Origin of the sequence: Moorella humiferrea, from assembly GCF_039233145.1 — a bacterium.
Lineage (GTDB): Bacteria > Bacillota > DSM-521 > Neomoorellales > Neomoorellaceae > Neomoorella > Neomoorella humiferrea.
On record NZ_CP136419.1, the window covers coordinates 235,619 to 255,929 of the forward strand.

Below are 20,311 nucleotides of genomic sequence, written 5' to 3' on the forward strand. Positions count from 1 at the left end.
TCCGACAACAACTTTAACTATGAGGTAGCGTGATTAGTGTTGCCGTTTATCGCCGATCTCCACGTCCATTCACATTACTCCCGGGCCACCAGCAGAGACGCCACACCGGAGAATTATTACCGCTGGGCCCTTTATAAAGGCGTCACCCTGGTGGGCAGTGGCGATTTTACCCATCCTGCCTGGCGGGAGGAGCTGAAAAATAAACTGGAGCCGGCCGAGGAGGGCCTTTACCGCCTGAAGGAGGAATTCTGCCGATTGGTAGAGGAAGAAGCGGCCGCCGCGGGACACCCGGTCGTCCGGTTTGAGGATCCTATCATTGACGAAAACGGGCGCCCTTTGGTGCGCTTTATCATAACCGGGGAAATTAGCTGCATTTATAAAAAGGGCGGTCGTACCCGCAAAGTCCACCACCTCATCCTTCTTCCCAACCTGGAGGCGGCGGAAGCCCTCAGCCGCCGCCTGGAGGCCCTGGGCGGCAACCTCCAGGCCGACGGGCGGCCGATCCTGGGACTGGACAGCCGTCACCTCCTGGAGGTAACCCTGGAGGTATGCCCGGAAGCCGTATTTATCCCGGCCCACATCTGGACTCCCCATTTTTCCCTCTTCGGGGCCAATTCGGGGTTTGACGGCATTGAAGAGTGTTTCGCCGACCTTTCCGGCCACATCTATGCCGTGGAAACGGGTCTTTCCTCCGACCCCCCGATGAACTGGCGCCTTTCCGCCCTGGACCACCTTACCCTGGTTTCCAATTCCGACGCCCATTCCCCGCGGCACCTTGCTCGTGAAGCCAATATTTTTACAACGGAGCTTTCCTATCCGGCCGTCCGCCGGGCCCTGCAGGAACGGAAAGGCAATGGTTTTTTGGGAACCCTGGAGTTCTTCCCGGAAGAAGGCAAATATCACTACGACGGCCACCGCGCTTGCGGCGTCTGTTGGGCGCCGGCGCAGACGCGGGCGGCTGAAGGGGTGTGCCCGTCTTGCGGCCGTAAAGTAACCGTCGGCGTCCTCCACCGCGTCGAGGTCCTTGCCGACCGCCCGGAAGGTTTTCGTCCCCGGGACGCCCGCCCTTACGAGAGCCTGGTCCCCCTGCCGGAACTGTTGGCGTCGGCCCTGGGCGTAGGCGCCGCTTCTAAAAAAGTAACCTCCCTTTACTTTGACTTGCTCCGCCGCCTCGGTCCGGAACTAATGATCTTGCGCAGGGCGCCTCTGGAAGCCGTAGCCGGAGCGGCCGGGCCCCTGGTGGCCGAAGCCGTTCGGCGCATGAGGGCCGGCGAAGTAGAAAGACGGCCCGGTTATGACGGCGAATACGGGAAAATCATCTTAATGCGCCCGGAGGAAAGGGAGTATTTTAACGGGCAGGCCGTCCTATTTGGCGAAGCCGGGAAAAATGCTGCCGCGGCTGCAGACGGCGCCTGCCGGGAGGGTGCGGATACGACGGGGAACAAGGTCCTGGCGGCGGTGGAGGAAGGGAAAGCCCCGGTATATCCTGCACCGGCGCCGGTTTCCGGTAGCAAAGAAGGCCTGCCGGTTGCGTTATCGGCGCAGCCGGGCTCTCTCCTGGACGGGCTTAATGAAGAACAGCGGCAGGCAGTAGCCGCCTCAGGAGGCCCCGTGATTGTCCTGGCCGGGCCGGGGACGGGCAAAACGCGTACCCTGGTCCACCGTCTGGCCTATTTAATAGGGGTGCGGGGCGTCGCCCCCGGCAGGATTACAGCTGTAACCTTTACCAATAAAGCGGCCGCCGAGATTCGCCAGCGCGTATCAGAATTGCTGAGTGGGTACGGAGCGGCGGCAGATTTGACCATAGGCACCTTCCACGGCATCTGTTTGGATTTGTTAAGGAAGCTGCTGGGTATCCCGCAGACCCCGACGGTGCTGGACGAGATTGATGCCGGAAGCGTTCTGGCGGAAGTCCTGCGGGAAATGGCGGACGGCCCTTCCAGACAGGTCTTAAGGGTGCAGCGGCAGATTTCCTTACTGAAGAGCCGCGGCCTGCTTCCCGCTTCACCGGGGGTTCCGGAGGACCTGCGCCCTGTGTACAAAGCTTATCAGGAGCGACTAGCGCAGTACGGCGTCCTGGATTACGACGACATCCTCCTTCGGACGCTGGACTGCCTCGAGGATTGGAAGGTGAAAAATCTTCTAGACCGCTTTGACCATCTCCTCGTTGATGAATTTCAGGATGTCAATCCCGTCCAGTACCGGCTGGTCAAACTCTGGGCAGGCAGCGGGTCTAATCTTTTCGTCATCGGCGACCCCGACCAGGCCATCTACGGCTTTCGCGGGGCCAGCAACCGCTTTTTCCGTAAACTTCAGGAGGATTTTCCGACGGCCCGGGTTTTCCGCTTGACCCGCAATTATCGCTCCACGCCCGCCATCCTCAGGGCGGCCGGGGCCTTAATCGCCCACAACTATAAAACGGGCGGGGGCATCTCGGCGGAAACCCTGAAGTTTGTCCCGCAGGACGCCGGCGATGAAGGCATTACCCCTGAACCCCGGGCCCTTTTGGCCGTGAGGGGAGACGGTCCGCCCGTGGTGCACCTGGAAGTCCCCGGCGAGACGGCGGCGGGCATTGCCATCGTCAGGGAAATCGGCCGCCTGGTAGGGGGTGTCACCATGCTCCAGGCCCACGAACGCAAAAGGAAAGTTGGGGCGGCGGTCCCGGCCGATGGGGAAGGCGAGGGCTTCGGTTTGGCCGATATAGCCGTCCTGGCCCGGACGGGGCGCCAGCTGGAGTCCCTGGAAGAATGTTTCCTACAAGAGGGTATACCTTACCGCTTAATAGCCCGCGAAAGCTTCCTGGAAGATCGGGCGGTACGGGAGGTCCTGGCCTTCTGCCGGTGCCTGGTCGCGCCTGAAGACGATTTCCATGTTTATCGCTGTTTATCCAGCGGTCTTTTCGGTAAGGGTAAAAGGACAATCACCCTGGTGCGGGAGGCGTCCGGGCGCTGGCACTGCACGGCCTGGCAGGCCGTTGAAAGGTTAACGGCGGGGGAAGGCAATGGGGCAGACTTAAAAGTTTTGCAGGCCTTTAAAAAGGCCGTGACAACCTGGCGCGGGGCAATGGAACTGGAGCCCCCGGCCCGCCTGCTGGCCCGTTGGATGGAAGATTATATACCTCGCAAAACAACGGCCCTGGACCGCCTGTTGCGGTTGGCGGAGCGCTTCAACGACCTCGGGTCGTTTTTGCAGGGCATCATCCTGGCGGAGGAAGGGGATCATGAACGCTGGAGCAGCAACGCCGCTCAGGAAGCGGTGAGCCTGATGACCATCCACGCCGCTAAAGGTTTAGAGTTTCCCGTGGTCTTTATTGCCGGTGTGGAAGACGGGCTGCTGCCTCTAAAGGAGCGCTGCGGAGCCCCATCGGAGGGAAAAGACCTTTGCGGGGTTCTCCCGACGGCCGGGGAAGCCGCATTGGGAGGGGAAGACGCTCTGGCCGAGGAACGCCGCCTTTTCTATGTGGGACTTACCAGGGCGCGGGAGAGGCTCATCCTGGTATCCTCCCGCAGCCGCACCGTTGCCGGCCGCAAAACGCCTTCCCGTCCTTCGCCTTTTCTGGAGGAAATACCGGCAGATTGCCTGGAGATGCAGAGCTGGACCGGAAAAAAGAGAAGTAACAAGGAAGTAGAGGCATATAAGCAATTGACCCTGTTTTAGACATGTATAAAGATAATGCAGTTTTTTGGCAAAATGGCAACAAAATTAATTAAATGGAGGGGTTTTATGTATTTGGCATCCCTTTTGCGTCGTACAGATCAAGTGGCTTTAAAGCGCCTGCTGGGTTCTTTCACCGAGGCTACCGGGATGCGGGCGGTTATATTGGATTCTTCCCTGGAACCTATTATCGGGGTGGAAGACTATAACTATCACTGCCATTTTTGTCAGCTCGTTAACTCGGTTACCGAAGGGATGGAGCGTTGCCGTGAAACCTATCGCCGCGCCTTGCGAGCGGTGGAACTGCTTGATCCATGTATTCTCTTTTGCCATGCGGGATTGGTTCACTGGGCAGCACCGCTGAAGTGCGAAGGGCAAATCGTGGGGATAATCATCTGCGGTCAGGTTACAATGTGGCCTATGGATGATGCGGCCGTGAAGGAAATATTTAATCGGGTGGCGGACCTGGGCCTGCCGTCGCGGGAATTGAGGGCCGCCATTCAAAAATTGCGGTTTATCTCCGCACGCCAGGTCCAGCAGGGAGCGGAACTGTTAAAAAAGCTAGCGGCTCGGATAGCCGCCAACAGCATGGAATTTACCGTAAAAAACGAAATAGCTACTTCTTTTAAGGGTCCTTCCCTTTGGGAATGGTTAGTGGAGAGGGCTCCTTGGGAAGAAGACAATAGTTACCAGCTGGAACTGGAAGATGAGTTGGCAATGCGGGTACGCCTGGGAGACCGGTTGGGAGCGGAAACAATTTTGGAAAATCTTCTGGGGAGCATACTTTTTACCAACATTGGTCGCGCTGAAATTATTAAATTTCGTCTGCTGGAACTCCTAACCATCCTTTCACGGGCGGCTGTAGCCGGAGGCGCCAGGCCGGAAGAGATTTTAAATTTAAGCGCCATCAGTATGCAAAAAATTGCTACTTTATCCCTTGAAGAGAGCTTTATCTGGTTGTTACGCACCCTGGACGAGTTTATGGACCGTATCTATCATACCGGAGAAAGGCGGCAGACGCCGCCGGTAGAAAAGGTCGTTGCCTATATCAATGCCCATTACCGGGAAAGCATTAGCTTAGAGGACATAGCTGCCATCGTAGGGTTAAGCCCGGCGCACCTGAGCCGCCTGTTTAAAAGGGAAATGGGCCGTACGGTTATTGAATACCTCACCCTAGTCCGCATTGAAGCCGCCAAACGCATGTTGCGGGAAGGGAAAACTTTAGAAGAAGTAGCAGCGGCGACGGGATTTAGCGAGGTTACCTATTTTAGCCGCGTTTTTAAAAGGGAAACAGGCGTAACACCGGGAACTTACCGGAGCCGATATACACTAAAAGTGATATAGCGAAAACAATCTCAATGCTCAAAAATATACAAAAAAGAATCTGGATAATTCAAAGGATAAAAGCGGTCTGGCGGCGAAACCATCCCCCGGAAAGGAGGCGGACGTTTCAGAATTTCTTGACGCCGTAATTTATCGGGCGGCGTACCAATATTTTGGGAAAGGGGGAGGTTTATTATGGCAGACAATACTTTAAAGAACGGCATTCCTCAACGGTTGGAGCGTTTACCGCTTACTTCGTACCAAAAAATGATCTTCGGCATTATTGCCACCGCATGGTTTTTCGATTCCATGGATTTGGGGATGCTGACTTTTGTCCTTGGTTCCTTGAAAACGTATTTTAATTTGAATACGGCCCAGGCCGGCCTCTTATCGAGTATGAGCTTTTTAGGCATGTTCATCGGGGCGGCCTCAGCGGGCATGCTGGCCGATCGTTTCGGCCGCAAGCTGGTCTTTCAGTGGAGCATGGTCCTGTGGGGTACGGCCAGCATCCTTTGCGCTTTTGCCCCCAACGTCGAGACGTTGATGCTTTACCGGGTCCTCCTGGGGATGGGCATGGGCATGGAATTCCCCATCGGTCAATCCCTGGTGTCGGAGTTCATTCCCGCCCAGCATCGCGGACGCTATATCGCCCTGTTGGAGGGCTTTTGGCCCATCGGCTTCATCGGCGCGGGCATTTTGGCTTATATAATCCTACCCATCGGTGGTTGGCGCTGGGTCTTTATCGCGGAAGGCATTCCCGCAATCTTCGTTTTAATTATTCGCCGCATTGTACCCGAATCGCCCCGCTGGCTGGATGACGTCGGCCGCCACGAAGAAGCCGACCAGGTGATGACCATGATTGAAAATAAAGTAAGGGAAGCCCTGGGCGGTCGGGAACTGCCGGAGCCGAAAGCAGTCTTGGTAACAGAAAACAGGGGTGAAAGGCGCTTTTCCTTCCTGGAACTCTGGGCCCCAGGTTACGCCAGGCGCACTGTTATGGTTTGGTCTTTATGGTTCTTCGCTCTGTTAGGATACTACGGCCTCACCACCTGGCTCGGAGCCCTGCTGCAACAGGCCGGTTACGCCGTGACCAAGTCCGTTTTTTATACCATCCTTATTTCCCTGGCCGGAATTCCCGGATTCTTCACTTCCGCCTACCTGGTTGAAGCCTGGGGACGGAAAGGCACCTGTATCCTTATGCTTATGGGCAGCGCCGTTATGGCTTATTTCTACGGTACGGCCGCCAATCAAACCCAACTCATCCTTTTCGGCCTAGCAATGCAGTTTTTCATGTTCGGTATGTGGTCGGTTCTTTACGCCTATACGCCGGAGCTGTATCCCACCAGGGCCAGGGCCACTGGTGCCGGTTTTGCTTCTTCCATCGGCCGGTTGGGTAGTTTAATCGGCCCTTATGTAGTGGGAATTATTTTACCCACGGTGGGCCAGGGCGGCGTTTTCGGCCTGGGCGCCATATCCTTTTTGGTGGCAGCGACGGCTGTCCTGGTTCTAGGTGAAGAAACTAAAGGCAGGGTGTTGGAAGAGATTTCGGCTTAGACTGGCAAGGAAAAACGAGTTAACTTATATTTATTACAATATATAAACCGGAGGTGGCCTTTATGTCCATGACGCCGAGGGAAAGGGTTATGACCGCCCTGGCCCGAGGGGTACCGGATCAGGTGCCCTTTGTGGAAAATGACGTAGAAGAACCCTTACAGGTCCAGATTATGGGGCGGGATGACTTCACCCCAACGGAGCTTTGCGAAGTTCTGGGGCTGGACGGCTTCGGTTACCATTATCCTACCGGGTCCGCGGCTGGCACCGGCCAGTCCATGCAGGGTGGCGACGCCTTCCATGAAAAGTATTATTTCCCCAACAAAGTAACCTTTGATTTTTTCCCGCCCTGGATCGCCAAAATGGGCGTTGATGCCGGCGGGCGAAACTTCATCGAAAAGGGCCTGCTGGTTGATGAAGAATCATTGAAGCTTTTTGATGAATACTTGCCCGACCCCGATCACCCGGCTAGGTACGAACGCGTAGCCGATTGGATTGCGAAATACAAAGGCAAATATGCCGTTTTCGCCCGTATCCGCCTGGGCGCGGCATCGACGATTAACAGCATGGGCCTGGACAATTTCTCCTTTGCCATTTTCGATAACCCAAAATTGGTGCATGAAGTCCACAGGCGTTTTTCCGAATGGTCGGCCCGGGTCGTTGAACATTTAAATCAAATGGATTTCGACTTTTTCTGGGCCAACGACGATATAGCCGACAACCGCGGCCCCTGGGTGTCGCCGCAAATGTTCCGGGAATTTTTCCTGCCCCACATGAAAGTGGTGGCCCAGGCCATCAAGAAGCCATGGATTTTTCATAGCGACGGCAACCTTTTCCCCATTATGGACGACCTGCTGACCCTGGGGATGAGCGCCATTCACCCCATCCAGCCTGCGGCCATGGATATAGGCAAGATGAAACGTGAGTATGGTCACCGCGTCTGTTTGGTAGGTAATATAGATTTGGACTATACTCTAACCTTGGGTACGCCGGAAGAGGTAGACGCCGAGGTTAAGGAACGCATCCGCGTGGCGGCTCCGGGTGGCGGTTATATCTGCAGCAGCGCCAACAGCCTGCCCAGCTACGCCAAAGTAGAAAACGCCCTGGCCATGCGGGACGCCATAAAGAAATACGGCAAGTATCCTATTAATTTAGACTAATATACGGTTATGACGCCGGGTTGCGTACCCGGCTTTTTTGTTTTAAAAAAGGGGCGTTCGGCCGGGGTATGTATGCCCTGCCCGGTGTTTATGTTATAATAGGTCGAGGAAACTAGATTGCACCCGTCAGGGGGTGAGTAGCATGGCCACCGATAAAATCGTCATCCGCGGGGCGAGGGTCCACAACCTGAAAAACATCGATGTTACCATCCCCCGGGATAAACTCGTCGTCATTACCGGCCTCTCGGGTTCGGGCAAGTCCTCTCTGGCCTTTGACACCATCTATGCCGAAGGGCAGCGTCGTTATGTAGAATCCCTGTCTTCCTACGCCCGCCAGTTCTTGGGCCAGATGGATAAACCCGATGTGGACGCAATAGAGGGCCTTTCCCCGGCCATTTCCATCGACCAGAAGACGGCCAGCCACAACCCCCGTTCCACGGTAGGTACGGTGACGGAAATCTACGACTACCTGCGGCTTCTTTTTGCCCACATCGGCCGCCCCCACTGCCCCCGGTGCGGCCGGCTGATTACCGCCCAGACGGTGTCCCAGATGGTGGACCGCCTGCTGGCCTATCCGGAAGGAACCCGTTTTCAGGTGATGGCACCCGTCGTCCGGGGGCGCAAGGGAGAGTACCGCCAACTGCTGGAAGAGATCCGGCGTCAGGGTTACGTGCGCGTGCGGGTGGACGGAGAAATACGGGAGACGGGTGAGGATATTTCCCTTGCTAAAAATAAGAAGCACAACATAGAGGTCGTCGTAGATCGCCTTCAAGTGCGGCCTGGTGTGGCCTCGCGCCTGGCCGAATCCCTGGAAACGGCTTTAAAGCTTGCCGACGGCGTTGTTCTTATCGACATCATCGACGGTGAAGAGCTGCTTTTGAGCGAAAAATTCGCCTGTATCGAGTGCGGCGTCAGCCTGCCCGAGATTACGCCGCGCCTTTTTTCATTTAACAATCCATACGGCGCCTGTCCGGCCTGCACCGGCTTGGGCGTTACCATGAAGGTGGACCCCGACCTGGTGATACCCGACCGCAACCTGACCTTAAGGGAAGGGGCCATCGTCCCGTGGAGCCGTGGCAATAACGGTTACTTGCAGATACTGGAGTGCCTGGCCGAGCATTACGGTTTCGATTTGGACGTGCCCGTACGGGAACTCAAACCGGAACACCTGCAGGTCATCCTTTATGGCTCCGGGCAGGAACGGATAAAATTCCGCTACACCAACCGTTTTGGCGATCGGCGCGTCTATGAAGCTCCCTTCGAAGGGATCATCCCCAACCTGGAGCGGCGCTACCAGGAAACCCAGTCGGAATGGTCGCGGGCGGAGATTGAGGGCTATATGAGCCAGCGGCCCTGCCCGGCCTGTAGAGGGGCGCGCCTGAAGCCGGAAGCCCTGGCCGTACGGGTAGGTGGCCTAAATATTTGCGAATTTGCGGCCCTGAATATTCGGGAAGCGGCAGCCTTCCTGCGTGACCTTAAACTAAACGAACGGGAAGAGATAATCGCTCGCCAGGTTTTAAAGGAAATCCAGGCTCGGCTGCAGTTCTTATTGGACGTAGGATTGGACTACCTGACCCTGGACCGGCCGGCGGCCACCCTTTCCGGTGGGGAGGCCCAGCGCATCCGCCTGGCCACCCAGATCGGGTCGCAGCTGATGGGTGTTCTCTATATCCTGGACGAACCCAGCATCGGCTTGCACCAGCGGGATAACGCCCGCCTGATAGCCACTTTGAAACGTCTGCGGGATATGGGCAATACAGTTATCGTCGTCGAGCACGATGAAGATACCATGCGGGCCGCCGATTACCTAATTGACATCGGACCCGGGGCGGGGGACGGAGGCGGTCGGGTGGTAGCCGCCGGCACGCCCAAAGAGGTCATGGCCGACCCCAACTCCCTCACCGGCCAGTATTTAAGTGGCCGGCGGCGTATACCGGTACCGGCTGTGCGGCGCCGGCCGGGGGATAAGTGGCTGACTATTAAGGGTGCCCGCGAGCACAACCTGAAAAATATCGACGTCAGCTTTCCCCTGGGCCTCTTTATCGGCGTTACCGGCGTATCCGGCTCCGGTAAAAGCACCCTGGTCAATGAGATTCTCTATCGGGCCCTGGCCCAGCGCCTGAACGGCGCCCGGATCAACCCCGGGGATTTTGATGCTATAATTGGCGTCGAATATCTGGACAAGGTCATTGAGGTCGATCAGTCGCCCATCGGCCGGACGCCGCGTTCCAATCCAGCCACCTATACCGGCGTGTTCGACGACATCCGCGCCCTTTTTGCGGCCACGCCGGAAGCCCGCGCTCGGGGCTACAAACCGGGGCGCTTCAGCTTCAACGTCAAGGGCGGCCGTTGCGAGGCCTGCGGCGGCGACGGCATTATCAAGATCGAGATGCATTTTTTGCCCGACGTTTACGTGCCCTGTGAAGTCTGCGGGGGCAGCCGTTATAACCGGGAGACCCTGGCCATAAAATACAAGGGGAAATCCATTGCCGACGTCCTGGCCATGACCGTGGACGAGGCGGCAGAATTCTTTGCCGCCATTCCCCGGGTGCACCGGCGCCTGACCACCCTCCAAGACGTAGGTCTGGGTTACATTACCCTGGGCCAGCCGGCGACCACCCTGTCGGGCGGCGAAGCCCAGCGGGTGAAATTGGCGGCGGAACTGGCCCGGCGCAGTACCGGCCGGACCATGTACATCCTGGACGAGCCCACCACGGGACTGCACATGGCCGACATCGAGCGGTTGCTCGACGTCCTGCAGCGCCTAGTGGATGCCGGTAACACCGTCGTGGTCATCGAGCACAACCTGGATGTAATCAAATCGGTGGACTACATCATTGATCTGGGCCCCGAAGGCGGCGAGGGTGGCGGCCGGGTGGTGGCCGCCGGCACGCCGGAAGAGGTCTGCCGGGTGAAAGAGTCTTATACCGGCCAGTTCTTAGCACCTGTCCTGGAGCGGGATAAAGGGAGGCAGGCGGATCGAGGGATGGAAGGAAACCCCGAGGGCCGGCCTCCGGCTAGATCTCAGGACTTGCCCAGGGTAGTGGGACAGGAATAGATAAGGATTGAACAAAAGGACGCCTGAGCGAGCATTTGCGAGGGAACAAACGCCAACTCGAAGAAAATTGTAGAAGGCGGGCTTCTGTTGGGAGCAAGCGACTTTGGCCGAATGGCAAAGCGGCCGCAGGCTGTGTCGAAGAGCGAGGGCGGGGCCGAGGACAGCGAGGCCTTCGGTGCGAGCCGCAACAGAAGCCCGCCTGAAAGAAGGGATACCATGGACCTCGAGGAGAAACTGGCGCGCCTGCCGGATCATCCCGGCGTCTACATTATGCGCGATGCCCAGGGCGAAATCATCTACGTCGGTAAGGCCGCTTCCCTGAAAAAACGGGTGCGCTCCTATTTCCGCGGCCAGCATCCGCCGCGGACGCAGGTCATGGTGGAAAAGATCGCCGATATTGAATACATCCTTACGGATAACGAAGTCGAGGCCCTGATTCTCGAGTGCAACCTTATTAAGGAACACCGGCCGCGGTACAATGTCAGTTTAAAGGACGACAAAAGCTATCCTTACATTAAAATTACCCTCCAGGAGCAGTTTCCCCGGCTGCAAATCACGCGTTCCCTCGTCCGGGACGGCTCCCGCTATTTCGGCCCCTACACCAATGTGGGGGCCCTGCGGGAAACTTTAAAAATTCTGCGCAGCCTGTTTCCGGTACGCACCTGCCGGGAGACGCCCCTGCAGTTCCGCAGCCGCCCCTGCCTCAACGCCCACATCAACCGCTGCCTGGCCCCCTGCAGCGGTAGGGTGAACCAGGAGGTCTACCGGCAGGCCGTCGATAATATTATCCTGTTCCTGGAAGGGAAGCACACCGCCCTCATCAAGGAATTAAAGGAGCAGATGACCGCCGCCGCCGAACGGCTGGAATTTGAAAAGGCGGCGCGGTTGCGGGACCAGCTGCGGGCCGTGGAGGAGGTCTGCGCCCGGCAGAAAATCACCGCCGCCGGCGGCGATGAAGACGCCGATGCCGTGGCCTTCGCCCGCGAAGGGGAAGCGGCCCTGGGCCTCATCTTCTTCAGCCGCAACGGCAAAGTGATCGGTCGCGACCATTTCTTCCTTACCGGAACGGAAGGGTTGTCGCGGGGGGAAGTTATGGCGGCCCTGTTAAAGGAATACTACAGCCGGGGCGTAGAAATTCCCCCGCAGATCCTCCTCCACGACGAGCCGGAGGATGCCGAGACAATCGCCAGCTGGCTGGGGCGGCTGCGCGGCGGCCGTGTCGAGTTAAAGGTACCCAAAAGGGGCAGCAAGTTAAAGCTGTTGCAGCTGGTCCATGAAAATGCCGTCAACCTCCTCCAGGAGCACCTTCTGGCCCGCCAGCGCCAGGAGGAGGGTGGCAAGGCGGCCCTGATGGAACTGCAACAGGCCCTTGGCCTGCCGCGGTTGCCGCGGCGCATGGAAGCCTATGATATTTCCAACTTCCAGGGGAGCAGCGCGGTGGGGGCCATGGCTGTCTTTGTGGACGGCCGGCCGTTGACGTCGGCCTACCGCCGTTTCCAGATTAAGACGGTGAAGGCTCCCAATGATTTTGCTTCCCTCCAGGAGGTCTTAACCCGGCGTTTCCGCCGGGCTGCCGAAGGAGACGCGCGGTTTGCCGAGTTGCCGGACTTCGTCCTAATCGACGGCGGTCTGGGCCAGCTGCATGCCGCCCGGGAGGTGATGGCGGCCCAGGGTGTGGCGGCCATTCCCACCTTTGCCCTGGCCAAGGAGGAGGAACTGCTGTTCCGGGAGGGCAGCCCCGAACCGATACGCCTGCCGCGGGACGGCCGGGCCCTTAAGCTTTTGCAGCACCTGCGGGATGAGGTCCACCGTTTTGCCATAACCTATCACCGTCAGAAACGGGAAAAGAGCGCCTACCGTTCGGTGCTGGACGACATTCCCGGAGTGGGACCCAAACGCAAAAGAGCCCTGCTGCGCCATTTCGGCTCTGTCGAAAGGATAAGCCGGGCGACCTTAGAAGAATTGCTGGAGGTAGAGGGGATGAATCGGGCCGTGGCGGCCCGCATCCTGGAAGGCCTGGGGAGGAAAAATAATGGGGAGAATCCGGCTGGTAGCCTTTGATTTAGATGGGACACTTTTAAATGACGATTTGGAAATAGATGCCCGAACGAAGGAAGCCATAAAAAGGGTTCGGGGAAAAGGTATAATTGTTACCCTGGCCACGGGACGTATGTTTAGTTCGGCAAGGCCTTATGCCGTGGAGCTGGGGTTAGATTTGCCCCTCGTCGTTTACCATGGCGCCCAGTTGCGCCATTCTACGACGGGTGAAGTCCTTTTTGAACGCACCGTGCCCATCGACCTTGCCGCCCGTTTGATTGCCGTCATTCGCCAGTTCGGCTACGCCTATAACGTTTATTTGGACGACCGGCTCTATGTAGAAAAAATCGCCGCGGAAAATGAGGAGTATGCCTGGAGGGCCGGGGTGGAACTCCATCTGGTGGAAGATATGCTTTCTTTTCTTAAGGAACAAGGAAAGGGCCCTTTAAAAATTGTTGCCCTGCGCGACGGGCCGGAGTTAGACCCTCTGGAAGCCGCCATTCGCCGTCAGGTGGGAGAAGCGGTTTACTTCACCCGTTCTTTACCCCATTACCTGGAGATGCTCAATCCGGAAGTCAATAAAGCCCGGGGGCTCCAGGCCCTGGCCGAGATAGAGGGCGTAAGGCCGGAAGAAATTATGGTCTTCGGCGACAGCTACAACGATCTCCAAATGTTTCAGTATGCCGGTCTGGCCGTAGCCATGGCCAACGCCCCGGCGGAAGTTAAGGCGGCCGCCGATTATGTCACCGGCAGCAATAATGAAAGCGGCGTAGCCCAGGCTTTAGAAAAATTCATTCTGGGGGGTTGAATCGGGGTTGCCCCAGTCCTTCCTGGGAGATTATCACGTGCATACGCGTAACAGCGACGGTCGTGCCGCCGCGCGGGATATGGTGGCCGCCGCCAGGCGGGCCGGTCTGGAAGAAGTCGCCCTTACCGACCACGGTCCCCGCAACATCGGTGTGGGGGTCAACGCCGCCAACGTATTCCTGCGCCTTAAAAAGAAGGTGGCGGGATGGGACACCCCGGACATCCGGGTTTTAATCGGCGCCGAAGCCAACATCGTCGGCCTCAATGGGGAAATAGATATCCCGGCCGCCGTCTACCGGCAGCTGGACCTCCTGCTGGTGGGGCTCCATCCTTATGTTTTGCCGCGGGACTGGGCCACAGCCCGTGAACTCGTCCTGGCCAATCAGCTCCAGGGGCGCAGCTGCCGCTGGCGGGAGAGGGCGATGGAGGCCAACACGCGGGCCTTAACGGCGGCCCTGGAAAAACATCCCGTCTTTTGCATAACCCATCCGGGCCTGGAAATGCCGGTGGACATAGAGCCCCTGGCACGGGTCTGTGCTCGTACGGGTACTTTGTGGGAGGTAAACGTCGGGCACTGCTACCAGCGGCCGCAGGAACTGGCCCGGGTGGCCCGCTGGGGTGTGCGCTTCGTTGTCAACAGCGACGCTCACCAGCCGGCCACGGTAGGCCGGCTGGAGGAGGGGTGGCGGCTCCTAAGGGCGGCCGGCGTTCCCCCGGAACAGGTGATAAACCTGCGCCATTGAAGTTATCCACAGGGAGGGGAGGACAAATGACGGAAAATGCTTATCCGCGCCTGGTTATCGTCACCGGCCTTTCCGGGGCCGGTAAAACCCAGGCCGCCCGCTGTCTGGAAGATTTGGGGTTTTTCTGCGTTGACAACCTGCCTCCCTCCCTGATACCCGGCCTTGTCGATCTACTGCGGCAGCCGGCCAAAAACGGGAAAGGAATAGACAAGGTGGCCCTGGTAATGGACATCCGGGGAGGGCAGTTTTTTGACGACCTGGAGGAAGCCCTGGCCTACCTGGACAGTAGGGGTATACCCTATGAGATCCTTTTTCTGGAGGCGGCCGACGAAGTCCTGGTGCGGCGATATAAGGAAACCCGGCGCCGCCATCCCCTATCCAGCGGCGGCCAGATTTTAGAAGGCATTATCGCCGAAAGGCGGCGCCTGGAAGAACTGCGCGGCCGGGCCACCAAAATTATCGATACTTCCGAATTAACACCGCGGCAGCTTAAAGAGCAGGTCGCCGAGCTCTTCGGCGACAGTCGGCGGCAGTTGAAAATTAGCATCATTTCTTTCGGTTACAAATACGGCATCCCTTTGGACGCCGATTTGGTTATGGATGTGCGCTTTTTACCCAATCCCTATTATAACCCCGCCCTGCGGCCCTTTACCGGCCATGACCGCTGTGTGGCCGATTTCGTTATGGCCTCGCCCGAAGCCCAGGAGTTTATCGCCAAGTTTGCTGCCCTCTTACGTTTTCTCATCCCCCAGTATCAGCTGGAAGGCAAATCCCACCTGGTTATCGCCATAGGGTGTACCGGCGGCCAGCACCGTTCCGTTACCCTGGCCAACAAACTGGGTGAAATCCTCCGGGGCGACAGCTACGACGTAGTAGTAAAGCACCGGGATTTGATACGCTATTTAAGCGGCGGCAGGAGGTAAGAAGGCGTGGAGGGTTTAAAATGGCTCTATCCCGGGTTAAAGATTAAACGCTGGCTGCTGCTGGCCGCCCTGGGCTTATTTTTGCTGGTTTCTGGATTGACTCTCATCATGGGAGTAACTTTGTTGGCCTCGGCAGAACAGGGTGTTACGTGGTTTATCCTTCACACCCTGGGCCGTTTGGGTTCGCCGTTATTTTCGGGAATCCTTACCTCCTGCCTGGGTTTACTCCTTATGCTTTATGGGGTCCAGCGGCTGGCCGGTTCCGTTTTTAATGTCCTTCTGCCCGGGAATGTCGACAACCCCTGGAAGGTGTTTTACCGCCGCCGGTATCTCTCACGCGGCCCCCATATAGTGGCCATCGGCGGGGGAACGGGGCTGGCCGTCCTGTTGCGGGGGCTAAAAAATTATACATGCAATCTTACGGCCATAGTGACGGTGGCCGACGACGGCGGCAGTTCCGGGATCCTGCGCCAGGAATTAAAAATCCCACCTCCCGGAGACATCCGCAACTGCCTGGTGGCCCTGGCCGATACCGAAAGCCTGATGGAGGATCTGTTTAATTACCGGTTTCAGCAAGGGGAAGGCCTGGCCGGACACAGCCTGGGCAATCTTCTTTTGGCGGCCATGACGGACATGGCCGGCGATTTTGAACGGGCCATCCAGGAATTGGCCAGGGTGCTGGCCGTAGGCGGTCAGGTTATTCCCTCCACCACCAGTTATGTCGTCCTGGGGGCCGAGATGGCCGACGGCACTACCGTTTTAGGAGAAAGCAACATTCCCCGGGCGGGCAAGCGCATTAAAAGGGTGTTTTTGGAACCGCCCTCCTGCCGTCCGCCGGCAGCCGCCTTGGAAGCCATAGCCAGGGCCGACGCCATTATCATCGGTCCCGGCAGTCTTTATACCAGTGTTTTGCCCAATTTACTGGTGCGCGGCCTGGTTGAGGCCCTGCGCCGGGCCCGGGCACCGGTTTTTTATGTCTGCAACATCATGACCCAGCCGGGGGAAACCGATGGTTATACGGTTGCCGATCACCTGCAGGCCATTATCGACCACTGCGGCCCGGGTTTGATAGACGTGGTCATCGCCCACCGGGGTCCTATATCGCGGAGAAGCCTAAGGCGTTACGGCGAACAGGGGGCGCGCCCGGTCTTAATCAATGGTCCGGCGGTTGCCAGGTTGGGCGTTGAGCTGCGGACGGGATGGCTGGTAGATGAAACCCACTTAGTTCGCCATCATCCCCAGCGTTTGGCCGCCCTGATTATGGATGCCCTCTATTCCCGCCATTCCCCCGGCCGCCAGCGTTTCAGCTTTTTAATACGGGAAAAATTTCGCAACCTCGGCGTTTAAAAAGTAGATTAACGGGGTGGGGTCTATGGCCGTATCCTTTTCCTTGGAAGCCAAGGAAGAGCTTGCCCGGGTGAAAAAAAGACGGGCATGCTGCAGCGAGGCAGAGCTGGTGGCCGTTCTGCGCCAGGGCAAATCTCCGGCGTTATGGGGGGATGAGGGTCTTTTAGTGATTACCGCCCATGCAGCCATAGCTAGGAGGATTTATTCCCTGGCCAGGTCCGTTTTGGGACTTCCTTTGCAGGTAAAGATAGAACGCCGGGGCGGCAAGGGTCGTCCGGTATTTAAAGTCCTGACACCGGCAGGCAGGGACGCCCTCGCCGACTGGTTGGCTTTAAGGCAAAGGGTGCCGGAGCAGCAGTGCTGCCGGGCCGCCTATTTACGGGGGGCCTTTCTGGTCGCCGGTTCCGTTAATAAGCCGACTACGACCCATCATTTGGAATTTTTAATCGAAGGGGAAGACGAGGCCCTTCGCCTGCAGGACATTATGCGGCACCTGGAACTCCAACCCCGGCTTAGTCGCCGCAAGGGTGGATTGGTTTTATACCTTAAAGATAGCGAGCAAATTGTCCGGGCCTTAAGCCTGATGGGAGCCCACAGCGCCGTCCTCGCCTATGAAAACGTCCGCATTTTTAAAGAAATGCGCAACCGGGTCAATCGCCTGGTGAACTGCGAAACGGCCAATTTGAGCAAGAGCGTGGAAACGGGTCTGCGCCAGGCGGAGAATATCCGTTATCTGGTGGCGACCCTGGGCTGGGAGGGGCTGCCGCCCGGACTGCAAGAGATAGCCGCCCTGCGCCTGGAGCACCCGGAAGCCAGTTTAAAGGAATTGGGGGAAATGCTGGACCCCCCGGTGGGAAAGTCGGGGGTAAACCACCGTCTGCGGCGTCTGGAACATCTTACCATGAAGGTGCGGGCCCGGAGGGGAGAATTGGATGCGACGCACGACAATTCATCGTGTTGACGGTCCTAACGCCATGGCCCTCTGGCCTAAAGTTACCCCCTTGTGGCGCGTGGCCTGGAATTTTTTCTGGCTCGAAGTCAGCCGTTTTTTACCCTTTTTAAACTTAAAGAATTGGATTCTGCGCCGTATGGTGGGTATAAAAATAGAGGCGACAGCTGCGGTGGGCCTGATGGCCATGTTCGATATATTAAGGCCGGACCTCATCAGCATTGGCCCCGGCAGTGTTATCGGTTATAACGCTACCATTCTGACCCATGAGTTTTTGCCCCAATCTTATCGCCTTGGGGCGGTAGAAATCGGCGCCAAAGTCCTGATCGGCGCCAATGCCACCATTTTACCGGGGGTGAGCATCGGGGACGGTGCCATTGTCGGTGCCGGAGCGGTAGTAACCCGGGATGTACCGCCGCAAACCATGGTCGGCGGCGTGCCGGCGCGGGTGATAGGTAAGGTGGAGGAACTATGAAAAAGGCAGTTACATCGTCCGGTAATGGCGCAGGCGGTACCTGCGCCGCCATATTTAGGTGGGCAAAACTCCTCCTCTGGGAAGACCCTTTTGAAAAACGGTTTCTGCTGTCCCTGGTATTTATTAATCTTGCGGGTTCCCTTTACGGCTATTACTGGTACCGCGAGCAGCTGGCCCACACGCCGGTAATATGGTGGCCCTTTATCCCCGACAGCCCCTTAGCCACCACCCTTTTCGGATTGGCCGTGCTCTTTAACTATTGGGAACGGGAGGGCAGCCTTCTGCAAATAATCGCCGCTGCGGCCGTCATTAAATACGGCCTTTGGGCAATGATTATCATCAGCGATTTCTGGCTGGCCGGGGCTCCGGTCACGGCCGTCGAAGCAGGGCTGTGGCTGTCCCACCTCGGTATGGTAATAGAAGGCTGCATCTTTCTGCGGCATTGGCCGGTTTACTTGCGGGACCTTTTCCCGGCGTTCCTCTGGCTGGGGTTGAACGATTTCGTTGATTACTGGCTGGGGATGCACCCTTATCTCTTCGCCCCCGGTCAGGAGGGGCTGGCCCTCTTTACGGCCGTCCTTTTGAGCCTTTTTTTAAGCTTTTGGTATTTGGTGCGAACTAAATTGGGCATCAGGGGCAGGAAAAAGGGGGAGAGGGGGAGAATAATATAAATTAAAACCTTGACCGGGAGGAGGAGAGCGGTGCGCGAACGCCTGGGCCTTAGCCTGGAACAGACGCAAAAGCTAATTATGACGCCTGAACTGCGCCAGGCCATTGTTGTTCTGCAGCTCTCCACCCTGGAGCTGGCCGAGTATTTGCAGCAGGAATTACAGGAAAATCCTTTGTTAGAAATAAAGGACGAAGAAGAAATAGCTGCTGTAGAAGAATTGGAAAATGACAGTGAATCTTTTGAGATCGACTGGCAGGAGTTTTTCCAGGACCGCAGCGATTTGGGTTATGTCAGGGCGCCCAGGGAAGAGCGGCCCGAAGTCAATTATCAGAATTTCATAAGCGGCCAGACTTCCCTGCAGGACCACCTTCTCCTGCAGTTAAAGATTGCGGCAAAGACGGAACGTGAGCTGGAGATAGGCACCTTCCTCATCGGTAATTTGGACGCCAACGGATATTTAAAAATCGACATTAAAGAAGCGGCAGAATGTTTAAAGGTTTCCCCGACCGCCGTCTGGCAGGTGCTGCAGGTCATCCAGCGCTTCGATCCTCCCGGGGTTGGGGCCAGAAATCTCGCGGAATGCCTGCTGATCCAGCTACGCCAGCGTCGTGATGCCCCTGCGGCCGCCGAAAAAATTATCCGTCATTTTTTACCGGATATCGCTGCCGGACGTTTAAAACGGGTGGCCAAGCGGCTGGATATGAGCCTGCCGGCAGTTCAGGAAGTGGTAGATTACATCCGCACCCTGGACCCCAAACCGGGGCGTGCCTTCGGTGGCGGCGAAAATCGTTATATAGTCCCCGATGTAATCATCGAGCGCGTCGATGACGACTACGTTGTTTTATTGAATGATCTGGCTATGCCCCGCCTGGGGATCAACCCTTATTACCAGGCCCTTATGCGCCAGGAGGGGGGCTGCGACCCGGCGACGAAGCGTTTCATAGAAAGTAAACTTAATGCGGCAACATGGCTGATGCGTAGTTTAGAACAGCGCCGGTTGACCCTCTACCGGGTGGTCAGCTGCCTGGTACAGGAGCAGAGGGAATTTCTCGATAAAGGCCTAAAATATCTGAAACCCCTGACCATGCGCCAGGTAGCGGCGGCTTTAGGTATCCATGAATCTACCGTCAGCCGGGCTACGGCCAACAAGTACGTTCAGACGCCTTGGGGTATATTTGAACTGAAGTTCTTTTTCGCCAGCGGGGTAGAAAGGCGAGGAGGCGCAGCCGCCGCCGAGAGCATCAAAAAAATTATCGTTGAAGCTATCAATAGCGAGGACCCCGCCAATCCCCTGACCGATCAGCAGCTTCAAGAATTGCTTCAGCGCCAGGGTATAAAAATCTCCCGGCGCACGGTGGCCAAATATCGCGACGAGCAGGGCATACCGGCGGCAACCAGGAGGAAACGCTATTAACTTTAAGGGGGCAAAAGCCCCCTGTAATTGTGGCTATTTTCAGAGGAGGATTTTGGAGTCTAACGTGGAATAGTGATTTAAAGTACAAAGTCTTATTATTATAAATCCGTCCCACCTATGGTATAATAACGGTAGCCTTGCTGGAAAAAATGGCAGGGAATTGATTGCTACCCGGGGGCATCCTTGCTATAATAACAATA

General features: G+C 57.1%; 14 protein-coding genes. All 14 read left to right on the plus strand.

The window, feature by feature from the left end; all coding sequences use genetic code 11:
* The first annotated feature begins 36 nt into the window (after nucleotides 1–36).
* Nucleotides 37–3,657 (plus strand): UvrD-helicase domain-containing protein, encoded by a 3,621-nt coding sequence (locus tag MHFGQ_RS01285; protein WP_211292823.1) that lies wholly within the window; start codon nucleotides 37–39, stop codon nucleotides 3,655–3,657.
* Nucleotides 3,658–3,723: 66 nt separating this feature from the next.
* Entirely contained in the window at nucleotides 3,724–4,998 is a 1,275-nt protein-coding gene (locus tag MHFGQ_RS01290) for a PocR ligand-binding domain-containing protein (protein ID WP_170066092.1), read from the plus strand.
* Between the two features lie 174 nt (nucleotides 4,999–5,172).
* Entirely contained in the window at nucleotides 5,173–6,531 is a 1,359-nt protein-coding gene (locus MHFGQ_RS01295) for an MFS transporter (protein WP_106004132.1), read from the plus strand.
* Between the two features lie 62 nt (nucleotides 6,532–6,593).
* Nucleotides 6,594–7,688, plus strand: coding sequence for a uroporphyrinogen decarboxylase family protein (locus tag MHFGQ_RS01300; protein ID WP_106004131.1), 1,095 nt, complete (start codon nucleotides 6,594–6,596; stop codon nucleotides 7,686–7,688).
* A 142-nt stretch (nucleotides 7,689–7,830) separates the two neighbouring features.
* The gene (uvrA, locus tag MHFGQ_RS01305; protein WP_106004130.1) at nucleotides 7,831–10,746 is read left to right on the plus strand and encodes an excinuclease ABC subunit UvrA; all 2,916 of its coding nucleotides are present in this window, start codon (nucleotides 7,831–7,833) and stop codon (nucleotides 10,744–10,746) included.
* 216 nt (nucleotides 10,747–10,962) lie between these two features.
* Nucleotides 10,963–12,807 (plus strand): excinuclease ABC subunit UvrC, encoded by a 1,845-nt coding sequence (uvrC, locus tag MHFGQ_RS01310; RefSeq protein ID WP_106004129.1) that lies wholly within the window; start codon nucleotides 10,963–10,965, stop codon nucleotides 12,805–12,807.
* Nucleotides 12,779–13,591: a Cof-type HAD-IIB family hydrolase gene (locus tag MHFGQ_RS01315; protein ID WP_106004128.1), complete on the plus strand. Its 813-nt coding sequence runs from the start codon at nucleotides 12,779–12,781 to the stop codon at nucleotides 13,589–13,591. Before uvrC ends, MHFGQ_RS01315 begins: the two co-directional genes overlap by 29 nt.
* Nucleotides 13,592–13,598: 7 nt before the next feature.
* Complete coding sequence (locus tag MHFGQ_RS01320; protein ID WP_106004127.1) at nucleotides 13,599–14,333, plus strand: PHP domain-containing protein; 735 nt, start codon at nucleotides 13,599–13,601, stop codon at nucleotides 14,331–14,333.
* Between the two features lie 26 nt (nucleotides 14,334–14,359).
* A complete protein-coding gene (rapZ, locus tag MHFGQ_RS01325) occupies nucleotides 14,360–15,256 on the plus strand; it encodes an RNase adapter RapZ (RefSeq protein ID WP_106004126.1) in 897 nt (298 codons plus the stop codon).
* 6 nt (nucleotides 15,257–15,262) lie between these two features.
* Complete coding sequence (locus MHFGQ_RS01330) at nucleotides 15,263–16,603, plus strand: gluconeogenesis factor YvcK family protein (protein WP_106004125.1); 1,341 nt, start codon at nucleotides 15,263–15,265, stop codon at nucleotides 16,601–16,603.
* A 25-nt stretch (nucleotides 16,604–16,628) separates the two neighbouring features.
* Nucleotides 16,629–17,564: a DNA-binding protein WhiA gene (gene whiA / locus MHFGQ_RS01335; RefSeq protein WP_106004124.1), complete on the plus strand. Its 936-nt coding sequence runs from the start codon at nucleotides 16,629–16,631 to the stop codon at nucleotides 17,562–17,564.
* Entirely contained in the window at nucleotides 17,536–18,027 is a 492-nt protein-coding gene (locus MHFGQ_RS01340) for an acyltransferase (protein ID WP_106004123.1), read from the plus strand. Before whiA ends, MHFGQ_RS01340 begins: the two co-directional genes overlap by 29 nt.
* Nucleotides 18,024–18,698 (plus strand): DUF1405 domain-containing protein, encoded by a 675-nt coding sequence (locus tag MHFGQ_RS01345; RefSeq protein ID WP_106004122.1) that lies wholly within the window; start codon nucleotides 18,024–18,026, stop codon nucleotides 18,696–18,698. Before MHFGQ_RS01340 ends, MHFGQ_RS01345 begins: the two co-directional genes overlap by 4 nt.
* Nucleotides 18,699–18,728: 30 nt before the next feature.
* On the plus strand, nucleotides 18,729–20,111 hold the full coding sequence (gene rpoN, locus MHFGQ_RS01350; RefSeq protein ID WP_106004121.1) for an RNA polymerase factor sigma-54: 1,383 nt from the start codon (nucleotides 18,729–18,731) through the stop codon (nucleotides 20,109–20,111).
* Nucleotides 20,112–20,311: the final 200 nt, after the last annotated feature.